Annotated in this window: 17 protein-coding genes and 1 tRNA gene; 6 read left to right on the top strand and 12 right to left on the bottom strand. The window is 70.5% G+C overall.

All coding sequences use genetic code 11. From position 1 onward, the window contains the following. Positions 1–110 precede the first annotated feature (110 nt). A complete protein-coding gene (locus ACIPAE_RS21445) occupies positions 111–1,154 on the bottom strand; it encodes a helix-turn-helix transcriptional regulator (RefSeq protein ID WP_402447231.1) in 1,044 nt (347 codons plus the stop codon). A 127-nt stretch (positions 1,155–1,281) separates the two neighbouring features. Here ACIPAE_RS21445 and ACIPAE_RS21440 point away from each other — a divergent pair, with 127 nt between their 5' ends. Beyond that, complete coding sequence (locus tag ACIPAE_RS21440) at positions 1,282–1,698, top strand: VOC family protein (protein WP_402447229.1); 417 nt, start codon at positions 1,282–1,284, stop codon at positions 1,696–1,698. Between the two features lie 61 nt (positions 1,699–1,759). On the opposite strand, the gene ACIPAE_RS21435 is transcribed toward ACIPAE_RS21440, so the two are convergent. The 6 genes from ACIPAE_RS21435 to ACIPAE_RS21410 form a co-directional block, all read right to left on the bottom strand. Next, entirely contained in the window at positions 1,760–2,014 is a 255-nt protein-coding gene (locus tag ACIPAE_RS21435; protein WP_329365834.1) for a type II toxin-antitoxin system RelE/ParE family toxin, read from the bottom strand. Next, the gene (locus ACIPAE_RS21430; protein ID WP_402447227.1) at positions 2,011–2,373 is read right to left on the bottom strand and encodes a hypothetical protein; all 363 of its coding nucleotides are present in this window, start codon (positions 2,371–2,373) and stop codon (positions 2,011–2,013) included. The genes ACIPAE_RS21435 and ACIPAE_RS21430 overlap by 4 nt, the downstream gene beginning before the upstream one ends. Before the next feature lie 447 nt (positions 2,374–2,820). Continuing rightward, positions 2,821–3,483 (bottom strand): hypothetical protein, encoded by a 663-nt coding sequence (locus tag ACIPAE_RS21425; protein WP_402447225.1) that lies wholly within the window; start codon positions 3,481–3,483, stop codon positions 2,821–2,823. A 136-nt stretch (positions 3,484–3,619) separates the two neighbouring features. Beyond that, a complete protein-coding gene (locus ACIPAE_RS21420; RefSeq protein WP_402447224.1) occupies positions 3,620–3,853 on the bottom strand; it encodes a DUF397 domain-containing protein in 234 nt (77 codons plus the stop codon). 70 nt (positions 3,854–3,923) lie between these two features. Then, a complete protein-coding gene (locus ACIPAE_RS21415; RefSeq protein ID WP_402447222.1) occupies positions 3,924–4,148 on the bottom strand; it encodes a DUF397 domain-containing protein in 225 nt (74 codons plus the stop codon). A 5-nt stretch (positions 4,149–4,153) separates the two neighbouring features. Next, entirely contained in the window at positions 4,154–5,017 is an 864-nt protein-coding gene (locus ACIPAE_RS21410; RefSeq protein ID WP_329365847.1) for a helix-turn-helix transcriptional regulator, read from the bottom strand. 228 nt (positions 5,018–5,245) lie between these two features. Here ACIPAE_RS21410 and ACIPAE_RS21405 point away from each other — a divergent pair, with 228 nt between their 5' ends. The 3 genes from ACIPAE_RS21405 (at position 5,246) to ACIPAE_RS21395 (ending at position 7,681) form a co-directional block, all read left to right on the top strand. Then, positions 5,246–5,896: a hypothetical protein gene (locus tag ACIPAE_RS21405; protein ID WP_402447219.1), complete on the top strand. Its 651-nt coding sequence runs from the start codon at positions 5,246–5,248 to the stop codon at positions 5,894–5,896. A gap of 47 nt (positions 5,897–5,943) precedes the next feature. Continuing rightward, a complete protein-coding gene (locus tag ACIPAE_RS21400) occupies positions 5,944–6,591 on the top strand; it encodes a DUF1707 domain-containing protein (RefSeq protein WP_402447217.1) in 648 nt (215 codons plus the stop codon). 352 nt (positions 6,592–6,943) lie between these two features. Then, positions 6,944–7,681: an SGNH/GDSL hydrolase family protein gene (locus ACIPAE_RS21395; protein WP_402447369.1), complete on the top strand. Its 738-nt coding sequence runs from the start codon at positions 6,944–6,946 to the stop codon at positions 7,679–7,681. A 112-nt stretch (positions 7,682–7,793) separates the two neighbouring features. Here the strand turns inward: ACIPAE_RS21395 and nusG are convergent, their stop codons facing one another. The 3 genes from nusG to ACIPAE_RS21380 form a co-directional block, all read right to left on the bottom strand. Next, entirely contained in the window at positions 7,794–8,786 is a 993-nt protein-coding gene (gene nusG, locus ACIPAE_RS21390) for a transcription termination/antitermination protein NusG (protein WP_402447215.1), read from the bottom strand. 89 nt (positions 8,787–8,875) lie between these two features. Next, the gene (gene secE / locus ACIPAE_RS21385; protein ID WP_202235495.1) at positions 8,876–9,157 is read right to left on the bottom strand and encodes a preprotein translocase subunit SecE; all 282 of its coding nucleotides are present in this window, start codon (positions 9,155–9,157) and stop codon (positions 8,876–8,878) included. Between the two features lie 106 nt (positions 9,158–9,263). Beyond that, a tRNA-Trp gene (locus ACIPAE_RS21380) sits at positions 9,264–9,336 on the bottom strand. A gap of 163 nt (positions 9,337–9,499) precedes the next feature. Between ACIPAE_RS21380 and ACIPAE_RS21375 the strand changes: the two genes are divergently transcribed. Then, positions 9,500–10,750: a pyridoxal phosphate-dependent aminotransferase gene (locus tag ACIPAE_RS21375; RefSeq protein WP_366410154.1), complete on the top strand. Its 1,251-nt coding sequence runs from the start codon at positions 9,500–9,502 to the stop codon at positions 10,748–10,750. A gap of 141 nt (positions 10,751–10,891) precedes the next feature. Next, complete coding sequence (locus ACIPAE_RS21370; protein ID WP_329365855.1) at positions 10,892–11,926, top strand: adenosine deaminase; 1,035 nt, start codon at positions 10,892–10,894, stop codon at positions 11,924–11,926. Between the two features lie 167 nt (positions 11,927–12,093). On the opposite strand, the gene ACIPAE_RS21365 is transcribed toward ACIPAE_RS21370, so the two are convergent. Beyond that, positions 12,094–13,149, bottom strand: coding sequence for a UDP-N-acetylmuramate dehydrogenase (locus ACIPAE_RS21365; RefSeq protein WP_402447367.1), 1,056 nt, complete (start codon positions 13,147–13,149; stop codon positions 12,094–12,096). A 92-nt stretch (positions 13,150–13,241) separates the two neighbouring features. Continuing rightward, positions 13,242–14,735 (bottom strand): DHA2 family efflux MFS transporter permease subunit, encoded by a 1,494-nt coding sequence (locus ACIPAE_RS21360; protein ID WP_402447212.1) that lies wholly within the window; start codon positions 14,733–14,735, stop codon positions 13,242–13,244. Positions 14,736–14,828 lie beyond the last annotated feature (93 nt).

The following is a 14,828-nucleotide window of genomic DNA, read 5'->3' as shown; positions in this document are numbered from 1 at the left end:
GTTGAGAGTGTTCATGCCTGCGAGCAGGCATACCGCACCACGATAGCGGGTATCGGGGCGCGCCCTGAAATCGTAAGCCCCGGCACCATGCGGCGGCGGCCGCGATGCCGTTACGTCGCCCCGGGCGGGGGGCGGTGGGCCGAGTGGTGGAGGCGGTCGGACAGGGCGGTGACCAGGGCGCGGAGTTCGTCGGGGCGCTCGATGGCGAACGGCAGGTCGAGCGAGGCGAGCACGCCGGGCAGCCAGTCCAGCCGTTCCACGTGCAGCTCGACGCGGGGCCAGTGGGCGGGGTCGTCCGGGCCGCTCGCCGGGGCCGGCGGGGTCGGCGGCGCCGTCACGACCGCGACTGACGCGGGCAGGCGGGTGCGGATCTGCTCGGTGGTGCCCGCGATCCGCAGCACCACCTCGTACCGGTACGGCGCCGTGGCGAGGCCGGTCAGCACGCGCGCGGCCGGATCGACGTCGGCGGGCGGCTCGAACGCGCCGGGCAGGGTGCGTACGTCCGCGATGCGGTCCAACCGGAACGTACGGTCCTCGCCGCTCGGCTCGGCCGCGCCCGTGACGTACCACCGGCCCGCGTGGGCGACGAGGCCGTACGGGCGCAGGGTGCGCTCGCCGCGCCGGCCGCCGGCGGTGGTGTAGCGGAGGGCGACCGGGCGGTGGTGGCTCACCGCGTCGGCGAGCGCGAGCAGGACGGTGGTGTCCGGCACCGCCGCTTCCTCACCGCCCGGGCCGGTGAAGGCGAGGGAGCCGAGCACGGTGTCGAGCCGGGCCCGGAGCCGCTCGGGCAGCACCCGCCGGATCTTGGCCGCCGCGGTCTCGCCGGCCGCGGTCTCGCTCACCGTGCCCGCACCCGCACCCGCGGCCGTGGTCAGGCCGGCCCGGCGCCCCGCCACCAGGCCGAGGAGTACGGCGAGCGCCTCGTCGTCGTTCAGCATGAGCGGGGGCATGCGGTAGCCGGGGCCGAGCCGGTAGCCGCCGTAGCGGCCGCGGACCGATTCGACGGGCACGTCGAGGTCGAGCAGGTGGTCGACGTAGCGCCGCACGGTGCGCTCGTCCACGCCGAGCCGGTCGGCCAGCTCGCCCACGGTGCGGATGCCGCCGGACTGGAGGAGTTCCAGCAGGGTGAGCACGCGGGCGATGGGTCGGGCCATGCCCCCGATTCTCCCCCGGATAGCGGGCGGATTCTGCCCAGTATCCGCCCTAGCGTGTGGTCAGGGGCACCGACCGGTGCCGAACCCGCCGCCACCGACGGCACCCGACGACTTTCGGAGCGACCCCATGAACCTCGTCTCGATCCGCGTCATCACCGACGACATCGCCCGCCTCGTCGCCTTCTACGAGCGCGTCACCGGGGTACCGGCCGCCTGGGCCACCGAGGACTTCGCCGAGATCCGCACCTCCGCGGCCACCCTCGCCATCGGCAGCACCCGCACCGTCCCCCTCTTCGCCCCCGGCTCCGCCGAGCCCGCCGCCAACCGCAGCGTCATCATCGAGTTCCTCGTCGACGACGTGGACGCCATCTACCGCGACCTCGCCGGCTTCATCGACGAAGCGGATTTCGTCAACGAGCCCACCACGATGCCCTGGGGCAACCGCGCACTCCTCTTCCGCGACCCCGACGGCAACCTCGTCAACTTCTTCACCCCCGTCACCGACGCCGCCCTCGCGAAGTTCGGCCGGCAGTCCGGGGAGTAGCGGCCCGGGTGCGGCTGGGCCGAGGCGGGATTCCACCCTGGCTCCTGCGCCCGAAGGGCAGTTACGCGGGGACGCTGCCCACCAGGACCAGGTGAACGGCAATCCTGTCGCCGTCGACTTCGTAAGTCGCCCGGTATCTGCCGACGCGCAGCCGACGGACGCGCGACCCGCCGAGTTTGCTGCTCTCCGGTGGCTCCGGGTTCACGGCTAAGCCGTTGATGGCCCGGACGAACGGCTTCACCGCGTCGCCGTCCCTCTGACGCAGTCGGTTGATCCCGTCCTTGGCCGCGCGTTCCCAGATGATCGTGTACCTCACTGGGCCTCCGCCGTGCCGAAGGAACTGATCAGGGCCTCGACCTCGGCCGTGGGCACCGGAGGACGCCCGTCGCTCAGGATGCGCAGCGACACCGCCAGGTCCGCGAAATCCAGCGCGGCATCCCGGCCCTGCTCGTCGGTGGCGGCGTCCACCACGACCTGCGTCCACCAGTGGTCCAGGAACACCTCGAAGGGGCCACCGTCGGACAGCGTCCCCAACTCCGCGAGGAACTCGTCGCGAAGCTCGTGCCGCAAGGCATCCTGGATGCCGGCGACGGTGCGCGGGATACCCGGGTCACGGTGCCCGAGTACCTCCGCCGCCTCCCGAACGGCTTCCCGCCAGGCATCCGTCTCAGGCATGTGGTCCTCCCGCTCGCCGCCCGCACCATTCTCCGATTGGCGCGATCATCGATCTCAAGGCTCCTCCAGTGTGCCGGTCGGCCGTGAGCGGAGCCGACTTCCGGCCCACGCGGATCAACACGGCCGAACTGCCGGATGGCCGCCACGGCGTGGCACACATTCTAGACTATGAGAGCCTTATTCCGAGCTCCTTGGCTCACCTAGTGGAGGACTCGGCCACGGCTCGCGCACACCGAAGCCCGTGTACACGGATGCGCGCACGCTTACTCCACGACCGAGGACACGGTGACCGTACGGAAAGCCCGCGCGCACCTTGCGGACCACCTGCTCGCCGAACGCGCCGACGGCGCGGCGTGAAGTAGACGTTCCGCTTCACCACGGCGGCACCACGTCAGCCTCGGGCCATCGACCGGCCCGCCGCAACGCGACCTCCGACGACCGGCAGCGCTACGCGTACAGCTCCAGGTACGGCGCGAACTGCTCGGCCACTTCCGCGGCCACCCCCGCTGCGTCGAGCGAGCCGTCGATCTCGATGACACGGATGCCGAGCCGGCGGGCGTGGCGAGCCGCGTCCTCGGCGACCATACGGTCACGGGCGACCCGGTTGGCCTGCGCGCGGTCGGGGTCGCGGACCGTGACGCCGAGCCGGCCCGCGCGCGGGAACGTACGGATCTGGTGCTGCCGGAAGTCCTCCGTCGGGACGAGCACGACCATCCGCCCGGGTGAGTCGAGCAGCGGCGCGACCAACTCCGGCCGCAACCCCCAGCCTTCGGCGATCGCCGGGCGGCCCGTGTACAGCGCGCGCAGGTCGTCCAGCACCCACGCGAACCGCACCGGGAACCCGGCCAGCGTCTCCTCGACCATCTCCCGCGGGCTCCGGCCCACCCACCTCTCGTCGGGTGTCCGCTCCCCCAGCGGTTCCCCCCGCGCGACCCGCCGCGCGACCCTGCGGTCCTGGTGGCCGCGGGCGTCGTGGTAGTCGTAGTGGTACACCGTCAACCCGTGCTCACGGGCAAGGAGTTCGGACACGGTGCTCTTCCCGCACCACTGCGCTCCCCCGATCCACAGCATCCGGTGCAGGCTGCCGTGCGGGTCCCAGATCTCTGCCATACGGCACCTCCCGTCGGAAGCGGCGCGTGCCACCACCCCCGCGAGCAAGTGTCCTGGTTTGACCGTGAAAACTGCAGTCTTGTTCTGGGAGGGCAGTTGTCGGAAAGTGGAAGGGAGGGGGTGTTTCCCCAGCGGCTCAGCCGCCGAACCGCCCACCGCGCACGGCAGCCACGAATGCGGTGAACGACTCCGTCGGGAAGAGCAGGGCCGGGCCGGCCTTGTCCTTCGAGTCCCGCACGGCCACCTGCCCGGTGGGGGCGAGATCGGCGACCTCTATGCAGGCGTTGGCCGTTTCCTGGCTGTAGGAGGACTTGAACCAGGCGCCTTCAGGAGCGACGCGCTTCGGCACCGCGACCTCCTCGATCCGCATGCGAAATGACCCGCCCCCACAGTGTGAGGTCGGGTCACGCACCGGACCTAGGCCAGATCCGGCCCTACGGTCAAGCGCCGAAACTACCGTCCCGCACGGCAGCCACGAATGCGGTGAACGACTCCGTCGGGAAGAGCAGGGCCGGGCCGGCCTTGTCCTTCGAGTCCCGCACGGCCACCTGCCCGGTGGGGGCGAGATCGGCGACCTCTATGCAGGCGTTGCCCTGTTCCTGACTGTAGGACGACGTGAACCAGTCAACGTCGAGCGCGAGGTCAGGGGCCGTGCGGTGCGTCATAGTGATCAGATCTTTCCGGCTAGTCGGTGCAGGAAGGTCGGCGTCTCGCCCGGAGGCAGGGCGCCAGCTCGCAAAGCGTCGAACCTGCGGGTGTAGGCCCAAGTCGTCGTGTCCTTGTCGCTGACGTTCGATCCCTCCGGCACGTCGGTCTGAACAACCGTGAGTTTCGGATCGCCGAACTCCAGCAGGGTGAAGTTGACGCTGGAGCGATAGGTGGCGCTGGCCAGCGGGAGGATCTGAACCGTCACATTATCCAATTTCGTCAAGCGGATGATCTCCTCGTACTGCTCCCGCATCGTGTCCGGTCCGCCAATCACCCGGCGCAACGCGGCCTCGTCCACAATGGCCCACAGCTCCAGGCCGTTGGCCCTGCCGATCAGCCGCTCCTTGCGTTCCATCCGCAGTTGGATCATGCGCTCGACGAACTCGGTCGTCGTTTCCTCAACGGGCTTCGCCGCTTGGAGCATCTCGCGGACATAACCCTCGGTCTGCAAGAGGCCCACCACCACGGTTGGTTGCCATGCCCGGATAGTGCGCGCGCCGGTCTCCAGACCGACGTACATCTCCATGCCGGACGGCAGCACACTCCGATACTGCGACCACCAACCGCGATTGAGCGAGTCCCGCTGGATCTCGACCAGGAACTCGATGTCCTCTTCGTCCTCAACGCCGTAGCGATCGAGCAGCAGACGCAGTTCGGCAGTCGACTTGAATGCGGTCAGGCCGTTCTCCACACGATGGACCTTCGTGGTTGACAGGGCCAGTCCATCCACAGCGTCGACCAGGGTGAGCCCGGCCTTCTCGCGCAACCTACGCAGTTCCGCGCCTAGTTGTACGCGTCGAACAGTGGGCCCTGTTGGCGCCGCCATGAGTCGTCCTCCCCAAGCAGTGAGTGCAGTCGAGCGCTCCGCGAGCCCGACGAATCTGACGCAGAGCACTTAACGAGTCACGTAGAGCATATGCAACCGACTATGCACTTCGCAGTGAAACGGGCGGATTTCGTTGCGCCGCCCATCGCAAGCTGCGCAGTCTGGAGGGGTCGGAGGTCACGCACCCCGCGAAAGCCACCCAGCCGCCCTCGCACAAAGGAGCTACCCATGCCCTGTACCGCGACCACTTCCGCCCCGCCCGACCTCCTTACGTGGGGGCCGGGGCGGCTGCCTGTGCCGTATGTGGCCCGCTGGAGCGGGGAATCCGTCAGCACCGCGGGGCTGGTCGTGAAGCCGGACGGTTCGGGGTTGGCGTACGAGGACGAGGTCGCCGCGGATCGGGACGGGCACGGGGTGCTGTGGGCCCGGATGGGTGAGGCCGTGGGGGTCGGGCGGCCCGACTACCGCGCGATGAGCTCCCACCGCCAACGGGTCGCCGCGCTGTGCAAGTTGTGCCAGGTGTGCGGGGGGCCGGCGGACCGTACGGCCAAGGGCTGGCTCTTTCTGATGCCGGCCGCGCCGCCGGGAGAGGAGGGCTGCGCCGAACCGGAGCCGATCGAGGGCACGTTGACCACGAAGCCGCCGATCTGCCACCCCTGCGCGGAGTTGGCCGTACGCCACTGCCCCCACCTCGCGGCGCCCCTCTACGTCCGCTCCCGCAAACCCCGTGTCTGGGGCGTCTTCGGCGGCTTCGTCACCCCCTCCCCCACCGGCGCCCTGGTCAACTCCGCGGACACGTACATGCCCTACGGCGACCGGGAGGCGGCTCCCTGGTTCCTCGCCTCCCAACTCGCCCTGGAACTCACCCGCTGCACCTGAACGCCGTACGTTGCCCGGACCTCGGCCCGCGCAGCAGAATTGCCCGCATGACTGATGAAGCCGGGCCCGTCGACGGAGTACCCGGGCGAAGTGCGGCGCCGGACCTGCGGGCACCGGATCTGCGGGCGTCCGATCGGGAACGGGACCAAGTCGTGGAGATCCTCCAAGTGGCCGCGGGCGACGGGCGGATCACCGCGGAGGAGCTGGACGAGCGGCTGGACGCCGCGCTGTCCTCGCGCACCGTCGGCGAACTCGCCCGGCTCACCGCGGATTTGCCCTCCGACGGGATGCCGCCGCAGGCCGCCGAGCTGATCCGGATCGACCAGCGGTTCGGGGACGTCTCGCGGGCCGGCCGCTGGCTGGTGCCGCGCCGGATGGAGATCCGGCTGATGTTCTGCGAGGCGAAGCTCGACTTCACGGACGCGGTCATCACCCACAACACCCTTGACGTGGACCTCAATCTGCGGGTCGGCGGGAACCTGCTGCTGGTGACCAGGCCGGGGATCGTCGTCGACACCGACGGGCTGGAACGCGGCAGCGGCGAGATCAAGATCCGCCCGGCCGAGCCGGAGAGCCCGACGATCCTGCGGGTACGGCTGGCCGGCGAGTCCCGCGGCGGCGACATCACCGCGCGGCCGCCCCGGCGGTCGTTCACCGAAGTGGTCTCCCGCCGCAAGCAGCGGACCGACGGCTGAACCTTCGGCACGGCGCCGCCCTTTGGCGCATTCCCACAACCTCGCACCCCAGGCTGAACCTTCGGCACGGCGCCCGGCATCGCCCTGCCGCAACCCCGTACCCCAGCACGACCCCCTAACACCCCAGTGCGCCCCCACGCGTCTCACGTGCCGCTCCCCAACACACCTGCTTCTCGGGTACCACTGACTGACACTCAGGTCTACGCGGGGAGAATTCTTGGCATGGACACTTCCCAAGCGAAGCTACCGCGCGGTACCAAGGTGTCGCAGCGATCCTGCCCTTGGAGGTTTCGTGAGACTGACCAAGTCCCTGACCGCCCTTGCCGCCGTGGCATTCGCCCTGGTGGCAGCGATGTTGCTGGCGGCCCCGGCGCAAGCTGCCGGACCGGCGTACGTCGCGCTGGGCGACTCGTACGCGGCCGGCAACGGCGCCGGAAACTACATCAGTTCCAGTGGTGACTGCCACCGGAGCAACAGCGCCTACCCTGCCCTGTGGGCCGGCGCGCACAGCCCGTCCTCGTTCACGTTCGCCGCGTGCTCCGGTGCGGTGACCACGGACGTGATCAACAACCAGCTCGGTTCTCTGAACGCCTCGACCGGTCTGGTGAGCGTCACCGTCGGCGGCGATGACGCGGGCTTCTCCGACGTGATCACCACCTGCGTGACCGGCTCCGACGACACCTGCGTCAGCCGGGTCAACACCGCCGAGAGCTACATCCAGAACACGCTTCCGGGCCGGCTGGACGCCGTCTACAGCGCGATCAGCGCGAAGGCGCCCTCCGCGAAGGTCGTCGTCCTCGACTACCCGCACCTGTACAAGCTCAACACGCTGTGCCTCGGCCTCAGTACGACCAAGCACAACAAGCTCAACGAGGCCGCCGACCTGATCGACTCCACCATCGCCGCCCGCGCCGCCGCGCACGGCTTCACCTTCGGCGACGTGCGCACCACCTTCAACGGCCACGAGCTGTGCTCCGGCGACGACTGGCTGCACTCCCTGGTCATCAGCCCGACCTGGGAGTCCTACCACCCCACCGCCACCGGCCACGCCGACGGCTACCTCCCGGTCCTGACCACCGACGCCTCCTGACCACCCACGCGTCCTGACCGCCCACGCGCCACCCGAAGAACCCCCGCACGCCAAAGAACCCCCGGGCTACGGAAATCCGTGGGCCGGGGGTTCTTTCGGAAGGCGGGTGGGGCTAGTTCTTCTGGATCTGGTCGAAGCTGAGCTCGACCGGGGTCTCGCGGCCGAAGATCTCGACCAGGCCCTTGACCTTCTTGGAGTCCGGGTTGATCTCGTTGATCGTCGCCTGGAGGGTGGCGAAGGGGCCGTCGGTGACGGTGACCGAGTCGCCGACCTCGAAGTCCAGCACCTGGACCTCGACCTTGCGCGGCTGGGCGGTGCCCTCGGCGATCGCGGCGGCCTCGGCCGCGGCCTCCACCTCGGGGGCGAGCATCTTGACGATCTCGTCCAGCGTCAGCGGGTAGGGGTCGTAGGCGTTGCCGACGAAGCCGGTGACGCCGGGGGTGTTGCGGACGACGCCCCAGGACTCGTTGGTGAGGTCCATGCGAACCAGAACGTAGCCGGGGAGCTTGTTCTGCCGGATGGTCTTCCGGTCGCCGTTCTTGATCTGGACTACTTCTTCCTGGGGCACTTCGGCCTGGTAGATGTACTCCTCGACGTTGAGCGAGACGGCGCGCTGCTCAAGGTTGGACTTCACGCGGTTCTCGTAGCCGGCGTAGGTGTGGATGACGTACCACTCGCCGGGCAGCGTGCGCAGCTCCTCGCGGAACGCGGCGACCGCGTCGACCGGCTCGGCGGCGGGGGCAGCGTCGGCGTCAGCGGCCTCCTCGGCGTCGGCGTCGTCCTCAGCGCCGTCCTCCGCCTCGTCGTCCTCGACCTCGTCCTCGGCCGCGGCCTCGTCGTCAGCCTCTTCGGCGTGAGCGGCGGCGTTCGCGGCTACCGCGTCCGCCTGGGCCAGGTCGTCGTCAGCGGCTTCCTCGGCCTTCTCGGGGGCCTCGGGGTCCACGTCGTGCACCGCGCCCTGCTCGGCAGGCTCCCCCGCGGCCAGGTCCGCAGCCTCGGCCTCGTCGATGTCGCCGTCGGCAGCGTCGACGATGTCGAGTGCGGAGTCCTCGTCCTGCACGGACTCGTCGGCGACGTCGGCATCGTGCACGTTCGGGTCAGACACGGTGACTGCTTCTTCCTGACTTCTCAAAGGGTGGGACATACGGCTCGCCGCCGTGGAATCCGGAGCGGGCCGCGGTTACGAGGGAAGGCTCATCCGAAGACGTACGAGACAAGCTTCTCGAAACCGTAGTCAACCACGCTGACGAACGCGATGACGACGACAACGAACACAATCACCACAGTGGTGTACGTCGACAGGTCATTGCGGCTCGGCCAGACGACCTTGCGCAGTTCGGCGACGATCTGACGGTAGAAGAGCGCGAGACGACCGAGCGGGCCCTTCTTGCCGCGCTTACCACCGCGGCGGGGCTTCTTGTCGGTCTCCTTGTCGTCCTCAGCAGGGACCTCAACGGAGTCCGTGATCTCAGTCACTCGTCCTCACCTGACTCCGGGTCGTGGCCATGCCGCGCCCGTCGCGCGGTACGGCGAGTGCTTCTGTCTGCTACCTGCGCCCACGCCCACCGTCGGACGTGTGGAGCAGGGTCGGAGGGACTCGAACCCACAACCCCTGGTTTTGGAGACCAGTGCTCTGCCAATTGAGCTACGACCCTACGCTGACACCCCCAACGTACCGCAACGGTACGACGGGAAGGCCACCGACCGATGAGTGTACGTGGTCCGGGCCGCCCCGTCGAACGCCTTGCACCCGAAAGAGCCGAACGGGCCCGGCCAACACAGGTGCCGGGCCCGGGCCGGGTCTGGGACGATGCAGTCATGAGCGCAGCCACTCCCTCCGCCACACCCTCCGCACCGTCCGCCACCGACCGGCGGGTATCGGCCCGCGTCGGGGCGATCTCCGAATCCGCGACGCTGGCCGTGGACGCCAAGGCCAAGGCCCTCAAGGCCGCCGGGCGTCCGGTGATCGGCTTCGGCGCCGGCGAGCCCGACTTCCCCACCCCCGACTACATCGTCGAGGCGGCCGTGGAAGCGTGCCGGAACCCGAAGTACCACCGCTACACGCCGGCCGGCGGCCTGCCCGAGCTGAAGGCCGCCATCGCCGCCAAGACGCTCCGCGACTCCGGCTACGAGGTGGACGCCTCGCAGGTCCTGGTCACCAACGGCGGGAAGCAGGCGATCTACGAGGCGTTCGCCGCGATCCTCGACCCGGGCGACGAGGTCATCGTGCCCGCTCCGTACTGGACCACCTACCCCGAGTCGATCCGGCTCGCGGGCGGCGTGCCGGTCGAGGTCGTCGCCGACGAGACCACCGGCTACCGGGTGTCGGTCGAGCAGCTGGAGGCGGCCCGCACCGAGCGGACCAAGGTGCTGCTCTTCGTCTCCCCGTCGAACCCGACCGGCGCGGTGTACGGCGAGGCCGAGACCGAGGAGATCGGCCGCTGGGCGGTCGAGCACGGCCTGTGGGTGCTCACCGACGAGATCTACGAGCACCTGGTCTACGGCGACGCGAAGTTCACCTCGCTGCCCGCGATCGTGCCCGAGCTGCGCGACAAGTGCCTGGTGGTCAACGGCGTCGCCAAGACGTACGCGATGACCGGCTGGCGGGTCGGGTGGATCGTCGGCCCCAAGGACGTGGTCAAGGCCGCCGCGAACCTCCAGTCGCACGCCACCTCCAACGTCAACAACGTGGCGCAGGTCGCCGCGCTCGCCGCGGTGAGCGGCGACCTGTCCGCGGTCGCCGAGATGCGCGCCGCGTTCGACCGCCGCCGGCAGACCATCGTCCGGATGCTCAACGAGATCGACGGCGTGCTCTGCCCGGTCCCCGAGGGCGCCTTCTACGCCTACCCGTCGGTGAAGGCCCTGCTCGGCAAGGAGATCCGCGGCAAGCGCCCGCAGACCTCGGTGGAGCTGTCCGCCCTGATCCTCGACGAGGCCGAGGTCGCGGTGGTGCCCGGTGAGGCGTTCGGCACGCCCGGCTACCTGCGGCTGAGCTACGCGCTCGGCGACGAGGACCTGGTCGAGGGCGTCTCCCGGATTCAGAAGCTGCTCGGCGAGGCCACCGACTAGTCCAGTTGCTTCGGCGCCCTCCGCTTCCGGGCGCGTTCCGCGCGCCTTCCGTGCCCGTTCGCACCCGTTCGCGTTTTCGGGCAAGCCCCCGTTCGGAGAAAATGGTTCCGGGCGGGGGCCGACGTATAGCAGGATCTACAGATGGCACGCGAGGTAGGGACGACGGCACGCGAGATCCGCGAGCTGCCCAAAGCACATCTGCATCTGCACTTCACCGGGTCCATGCGGCCCGCCACTCTGCTGGAGCTGGCCGACAAGCACGGCGTGCACCTGCCGGAGGCGCTGACCTCGGGCGAACCCCCGAAGCTGCGCGCCACCGACGAGCGCGGCTGGTTCCGCTTCCAGCGGCTCTACGACATCGCCCGCTCCTGCCTGCGCACGCCCGAGGACATCCAGCGGCTGGTGCGCGAGGCCGCGGAGGAGGACGCCGCCGACGGCTCCGGCTGGCTGGAGATCCAGGTCGACCCGACCTCGTACGCGCCCCGGCTCGGCGGGCTGATCCCCACCATCGAGATCATCCTCGACGCGGTGCGGACCGCCTCCCGCGACACCGGGGTGGGCATGGCCGTCATCGTGGCCGCCAACCGGATGAAGCACCCGCTGGACGCCCGCACGCTGGCCCGCCTCGCGGTCCGCTACGCCGACCAGGGCGTGATCGGTTTCGGCCTGTCCAACGACGAACGGCGCGGCCTGGCAAGGGACTTCGACCGGGCCTTCGCCATCGCCCGCGAGGGCGGCCTGCTCGCCGCACCGCACGGCGGCGAGCTGTCCGGGCCCTCCAGCGTCCGCGACTGCCTCGACGACCTGCACGCCCAGCGGGTCGGGCACGGCGTCCGCGCCGCCGAGGACCCCTACCTGCTGCGCCGCCTCGCCGACTCCGGGATCACCTGCGAGGTCTGCCCGGCCTCCAACGTCGCCCTCGGCGTCTACGACAAACCCGAGGACGTCCCCCTGCGCACCCTCTGGGACGCCGGCGTGCCCATGGCCCTCGGCGCCGACGACCCCCTCCTCTTCGGCTCCCGCCTCGCCGCCCAGTACGACCTCGCCCGCGACGCCCACGGCTTCTCCGACCCCGAACTGGCGGAGCTGGCCCGCCAGTCGGTCCGCGCCTCCCGCGCCCCCAAGGACGTCCGCGACCGCCTCCTGTCCGGCATCACCCAGTGGGCGGCCCCCTGACCCTCCGGGGTCCCTCAGGGGCGCGTGGGGGCACCTCCCAGGCGAGGCTCTGGGGGGAGAACCGCGCGCGCAACCCGTCACGACCGCGAGGTGCGGGAACCGGCAGGACGGGGCAGCCCGGGCGGTCAAGGCCCGGTGGTCAGGCCCCAGCGATCAGGCCCCAGCGGTCAGAGAGCCGTGCCGACGAACACCGGCTCGTTGACCAGAGTGACGCCGAACGCGTCGTGGACGCCGTCACGGACCTCACGGGCGAGCGCCAGCAGGTCAGCCGTGGTGGCCGCACCACGATTCGTGAGCGCCAGCGTGTGCTTCGTGGAGATCCGGGCCGGCCCGGTGCCGTACCCCTTGGCGAACCCGGCCTTGTCGATCAGCCAGGCCGCTGAGGTCTTCACGTGGTCGGCGTCGGCCGGATACGCGGGCGGGATGACCTCCGCGCCGAGCCGCTCCTTCACCCGCACCAGGAACTCCGCGTGCTCGGCCGCGCTCAGCACCGGGTTCGTGAAGAACGACCCGGCGGACCAGGTGTCGTGGTCCGCGGGATCGAGCACCATCCCCTTGCCCGCCCGCAGCGCCAGCACCGTCTCGCGGGCCCTGCCGAGCGGCACCCGGTCGCCGGCCTCGACGCCGAGCGCCCGCGCGGTCTCGGCGTACTTCAGCGGCGCCGACAGCCCGCCCGCGTCCTCCAGCGCGAACCGCACCCGCAGCACCACGTGCCGCGCCGGGTCCGCCTTGAAACGGCTGAACCGGTAGGCGAACGCGCACTCGGCGCTCGGCAGCGTGACGACCTCGCCGCGCTGCCGGTCGTACGCGACCACCTCGGTGATCGTGGACGACACCTCCTGGCCGTACGCCCCCACGTTCTGGATCGGTGTCGCACCGGCCGAGCCCGGGATGCCGGCCAGGCACTCCACCCCGGCCAGGCCCGCCTCGACGGTCCGGGTCACCGCGTCGGACCACACCTCGCCCGCCGCCAGCTCCAGGGCGGTGCCGTGCAGCGCCACGCCCCGGGTGGCGATCCGGACGGCGGTGCCCTCGAAGCCCTCGTCGGCGATCACCAGGTTGCTGCCGCCTCCGATCAGCAGGACCGGCTCGCCGCGCGCGTCCGCCTCGCGTACCGCCGCCACCACGTCCTCGTCGGTCCTGGCGGTCACCAGCCGCCGGGCCGGGCCGCCCAACCGGAAGGTGGTCAGCGGCGCGAGCCGGGCGTTCTCCGTTGTATCCACGACATCCACGCGGAAAGCCTACGTTCCCCGCGAGGAACGTTCTGTTCCCCGCGTGGAACGCAGGCTCCGTGTCCCGCTGCCCGCCAGGGCCGCTACCGCGCGCTCAGCGCCGGCTCGGCCGCGTCCCGCGGGCCCTCCGCGCCCGGCGCCCCGCCCTTCGCGGCGAGCGCCCGACGCGTCGGGTTGCACAGCGCCGCGACCATCCCGAGCGCCAGGACCGACGCGCCGACCCACAGTGCCGGGGTGATGCCGTTCACGAAGGCCGTCGGGGACTGGTAGCCGCCGTGCGAGGAGAAGATCGTGCTGAGCATCGCGATGCCGAGCGCCCCGCCGACCTCGCGCAGCGAGTTGCTCGTGCCGGAGGCGATGCCCTGCTCCGACTCCTTCACCGCGCCCATCATCAGGGTGGTGGCGGGGGCGAAGAACAGCGCCATCCCGACGCCGCTGATGATCAGCGCGGGCAGTTGCGCGGCGTAGGAGACGTCCGTCGAGACCACCGACGCGTACCAGCCGAGGCCGATGGCCTGGAAGGCCAGCCCGGTGGCGACGACCACCCGCCCGCCGATCCGGTCGGCGAGGTAGCCCGCGAACGGCGACACGATCATCGGCATGCCGGTCCAGGGCAGCATCCGCAGCCCCGCCTCGGTGGGTCCGTACCCGACGACGGTCTGGAGGAACTGGCTGAGCAGGAAGATCGAGCCGAACATGCCGATGAACATCAGCATGTTGGTCGCGTTGGTCGCCGCGAAGCCGCGGTTGGCGAACATCCGCATCGGCACCATGGGCCGCTTCGCGGTGAAGCCGTGCCGGACGAACGCCGCCACCAGGATGCCGCCGCCGATCAGTCCGGCCAGCACCCGGGCGCTGCTCCAGCCGTGGTCGTTCGCGCTGACCAGGGCGTAGACGATGCCGAACAGGCCGAGGCTGATCAGTACGGTGCCGCGGAAGTCCAGCCGGGCGTCGGGTGCGTAGGACTCGCGCAGCTTCAGCCGGGCCAGCGGCAGCAGGGCCAGGCCTATCGGGACGTTCAGCCAGAAGATCCAGTGCCAGGAGATGTGCTGGGTGAGGCTGCCGCCGATCAGCGGGCCGCAGGCGACCGCGAGGCCGTTGGCGGCGCCCCAGATCCCGTACGCCATCCCGCGCTTCTCCTTCGGGACGGCCGCGGTCAGCAGGGTCAGGGTGAGCGGCATCATGATCGCGCCGCCCACGCCTTGCAGCGCCCGTGCGGCGATCAGCGCGTCGATGCCGGAGGAGAGCGCGGCGGCGGCCGACGCGCCGGTGAAGATGGTGATCCCGACGAGGAAGAGCCGGCGCCGGCCGAAGCGGTCGCCGAGCGCGGCGCCGAACATCAGCAGCACCGCGAAGGTGAGGGTGTACGCGCTCACCGTCCACTCCAGGTCCGACAGCGCTCCCCCGAGGCTCTTGCGGATGGAGGGCAGCGCGGTCGTGACGACCAGGTTGTCCAGCGCGGCCATGAAGCCCGCGACGCTCGTGATGACCAGGGCCCACCCGAGCCCCGGCCCCTTCTTCCCGTCCGGTGCCGGTGCCTCCGTACGGCCTTGCGGCTGCTGCTCTGCGGTACTCATCGTGCTACCCCCTGTTGCGTTCGCCGGCAGTAGGTGCCGCGCTTGATAGTAAGTTATTGGTCACTAAGTTACGAGGTCAAAAAAATATGCCCG

Source organism: Streptomyces sp. NPDC087270, from assembly GCF_044744625.1.
Classification (GTDB): domain Bacteria; phylum Actinomycetota; class Actinomycetes; order Streptomycetales; family Streptomycetaceae; genus Actinacidiphila.
Note: the sequence above shows the minus strand (reverse complement) of the source record. Positions and strands in the feature narration are given on the sequence as shown.

Bases quoted from the DNA above. Each gene is read 5' to 3' on its own strand.
- ACIPAE_RS21445 (WP_402447231.1), bottom strand. From the start codon at position 1,154: ATGGCCCGACCCATCGCCCGCGTGCTCACCCTGCTGGAACTCCTCCAG.
- ACIPAE_RS21440 (WP_402447229.1), top strand. From the start codon at position 1,282: ATGAACCTCGTCTCGATCCGCGTCATCACCGACGACATCGCCCGCCTC.
- ACIPAE_RS21430 (WP_402447227.1), bottom strand. From the start codon at position 2,373: ATGCCTGAGACGGATGCCTGGCGGGAAGCCGTTCGGGAGGCGGCGGAG.
- ACIPAE_RS21425 (WP_402447225.1), bottom strand. From the start codon at position 3,483: ATGGCAGAGATCTGGGACCCGCACGGCAGCCTGCACCGGATGCTGTGG.
- ACIPAE_RS21420 (WP_402447224.1), bottom strand. From the start codon at position 3,853: ATGCGGATCGAGGAGGTCGCGGTGCCGAAGCGCGTCGCTCCTGAAGGC.
- ACIPAE_RS21415 (WP_402447222.1), bottom strand. From the start codon at position 4,148: ATGACGCACCGCACGGCCCCTGACCTCGCGCTCGACGTTGACTGGTTC.
- ACIPAE_RS21410 (WP_329365847.1), bottom strand. From the start codon at position 5,017: ATGGCGGCGCCAACAGGGCCCACTGTTCGACGCGTACAACTAGGCGCG.
- ACIPAE_RS21405 (WP_402447219.1), top strand. From the start codon at position 5,246: ATGCCCTGTACCGCGACCACTTCCGCCCCGCCCGACCTCCTTACGTGG.
- ACIPAE_RS21400 (WP_402447217.1), top strand. From the start codon at position 5,944: ATGACTGATGAAGCCGGGCCCGTCGACGGAGTACCCGGGCGAAGTGCG.
- ACIPAE_RS21395 (WP_402447369.1), top strand. From the start codon at position 6,944: ATGTTGCTGGCGGCCCCGGCGCAAGCTGCCGGACCGGCGTACGTCGCG.
- ACIPAE_RS21375 (WP_366410154.1), top strand. From the start codon at position 9,500: ATGAGCGCAGCCACTCCCTCCGCCACACCCTCCGCACCGTCCGCCACC.
- ACIPAE_RS21370 (WP_329365855.1), top strand. From the start codon at position 10,892: ATGGCACGCGAGGTAGGGACGACGGCACGCGAGATCCGCGAGCTGCCC.
- ACIPAE_RS21360 (WP_402447212.1), bottom strand. From the start codon at position 14,735: ATGAGTACCGCAGAGCAGCAGCCGCAAGGCCGTACGGAGGCACCGGCA.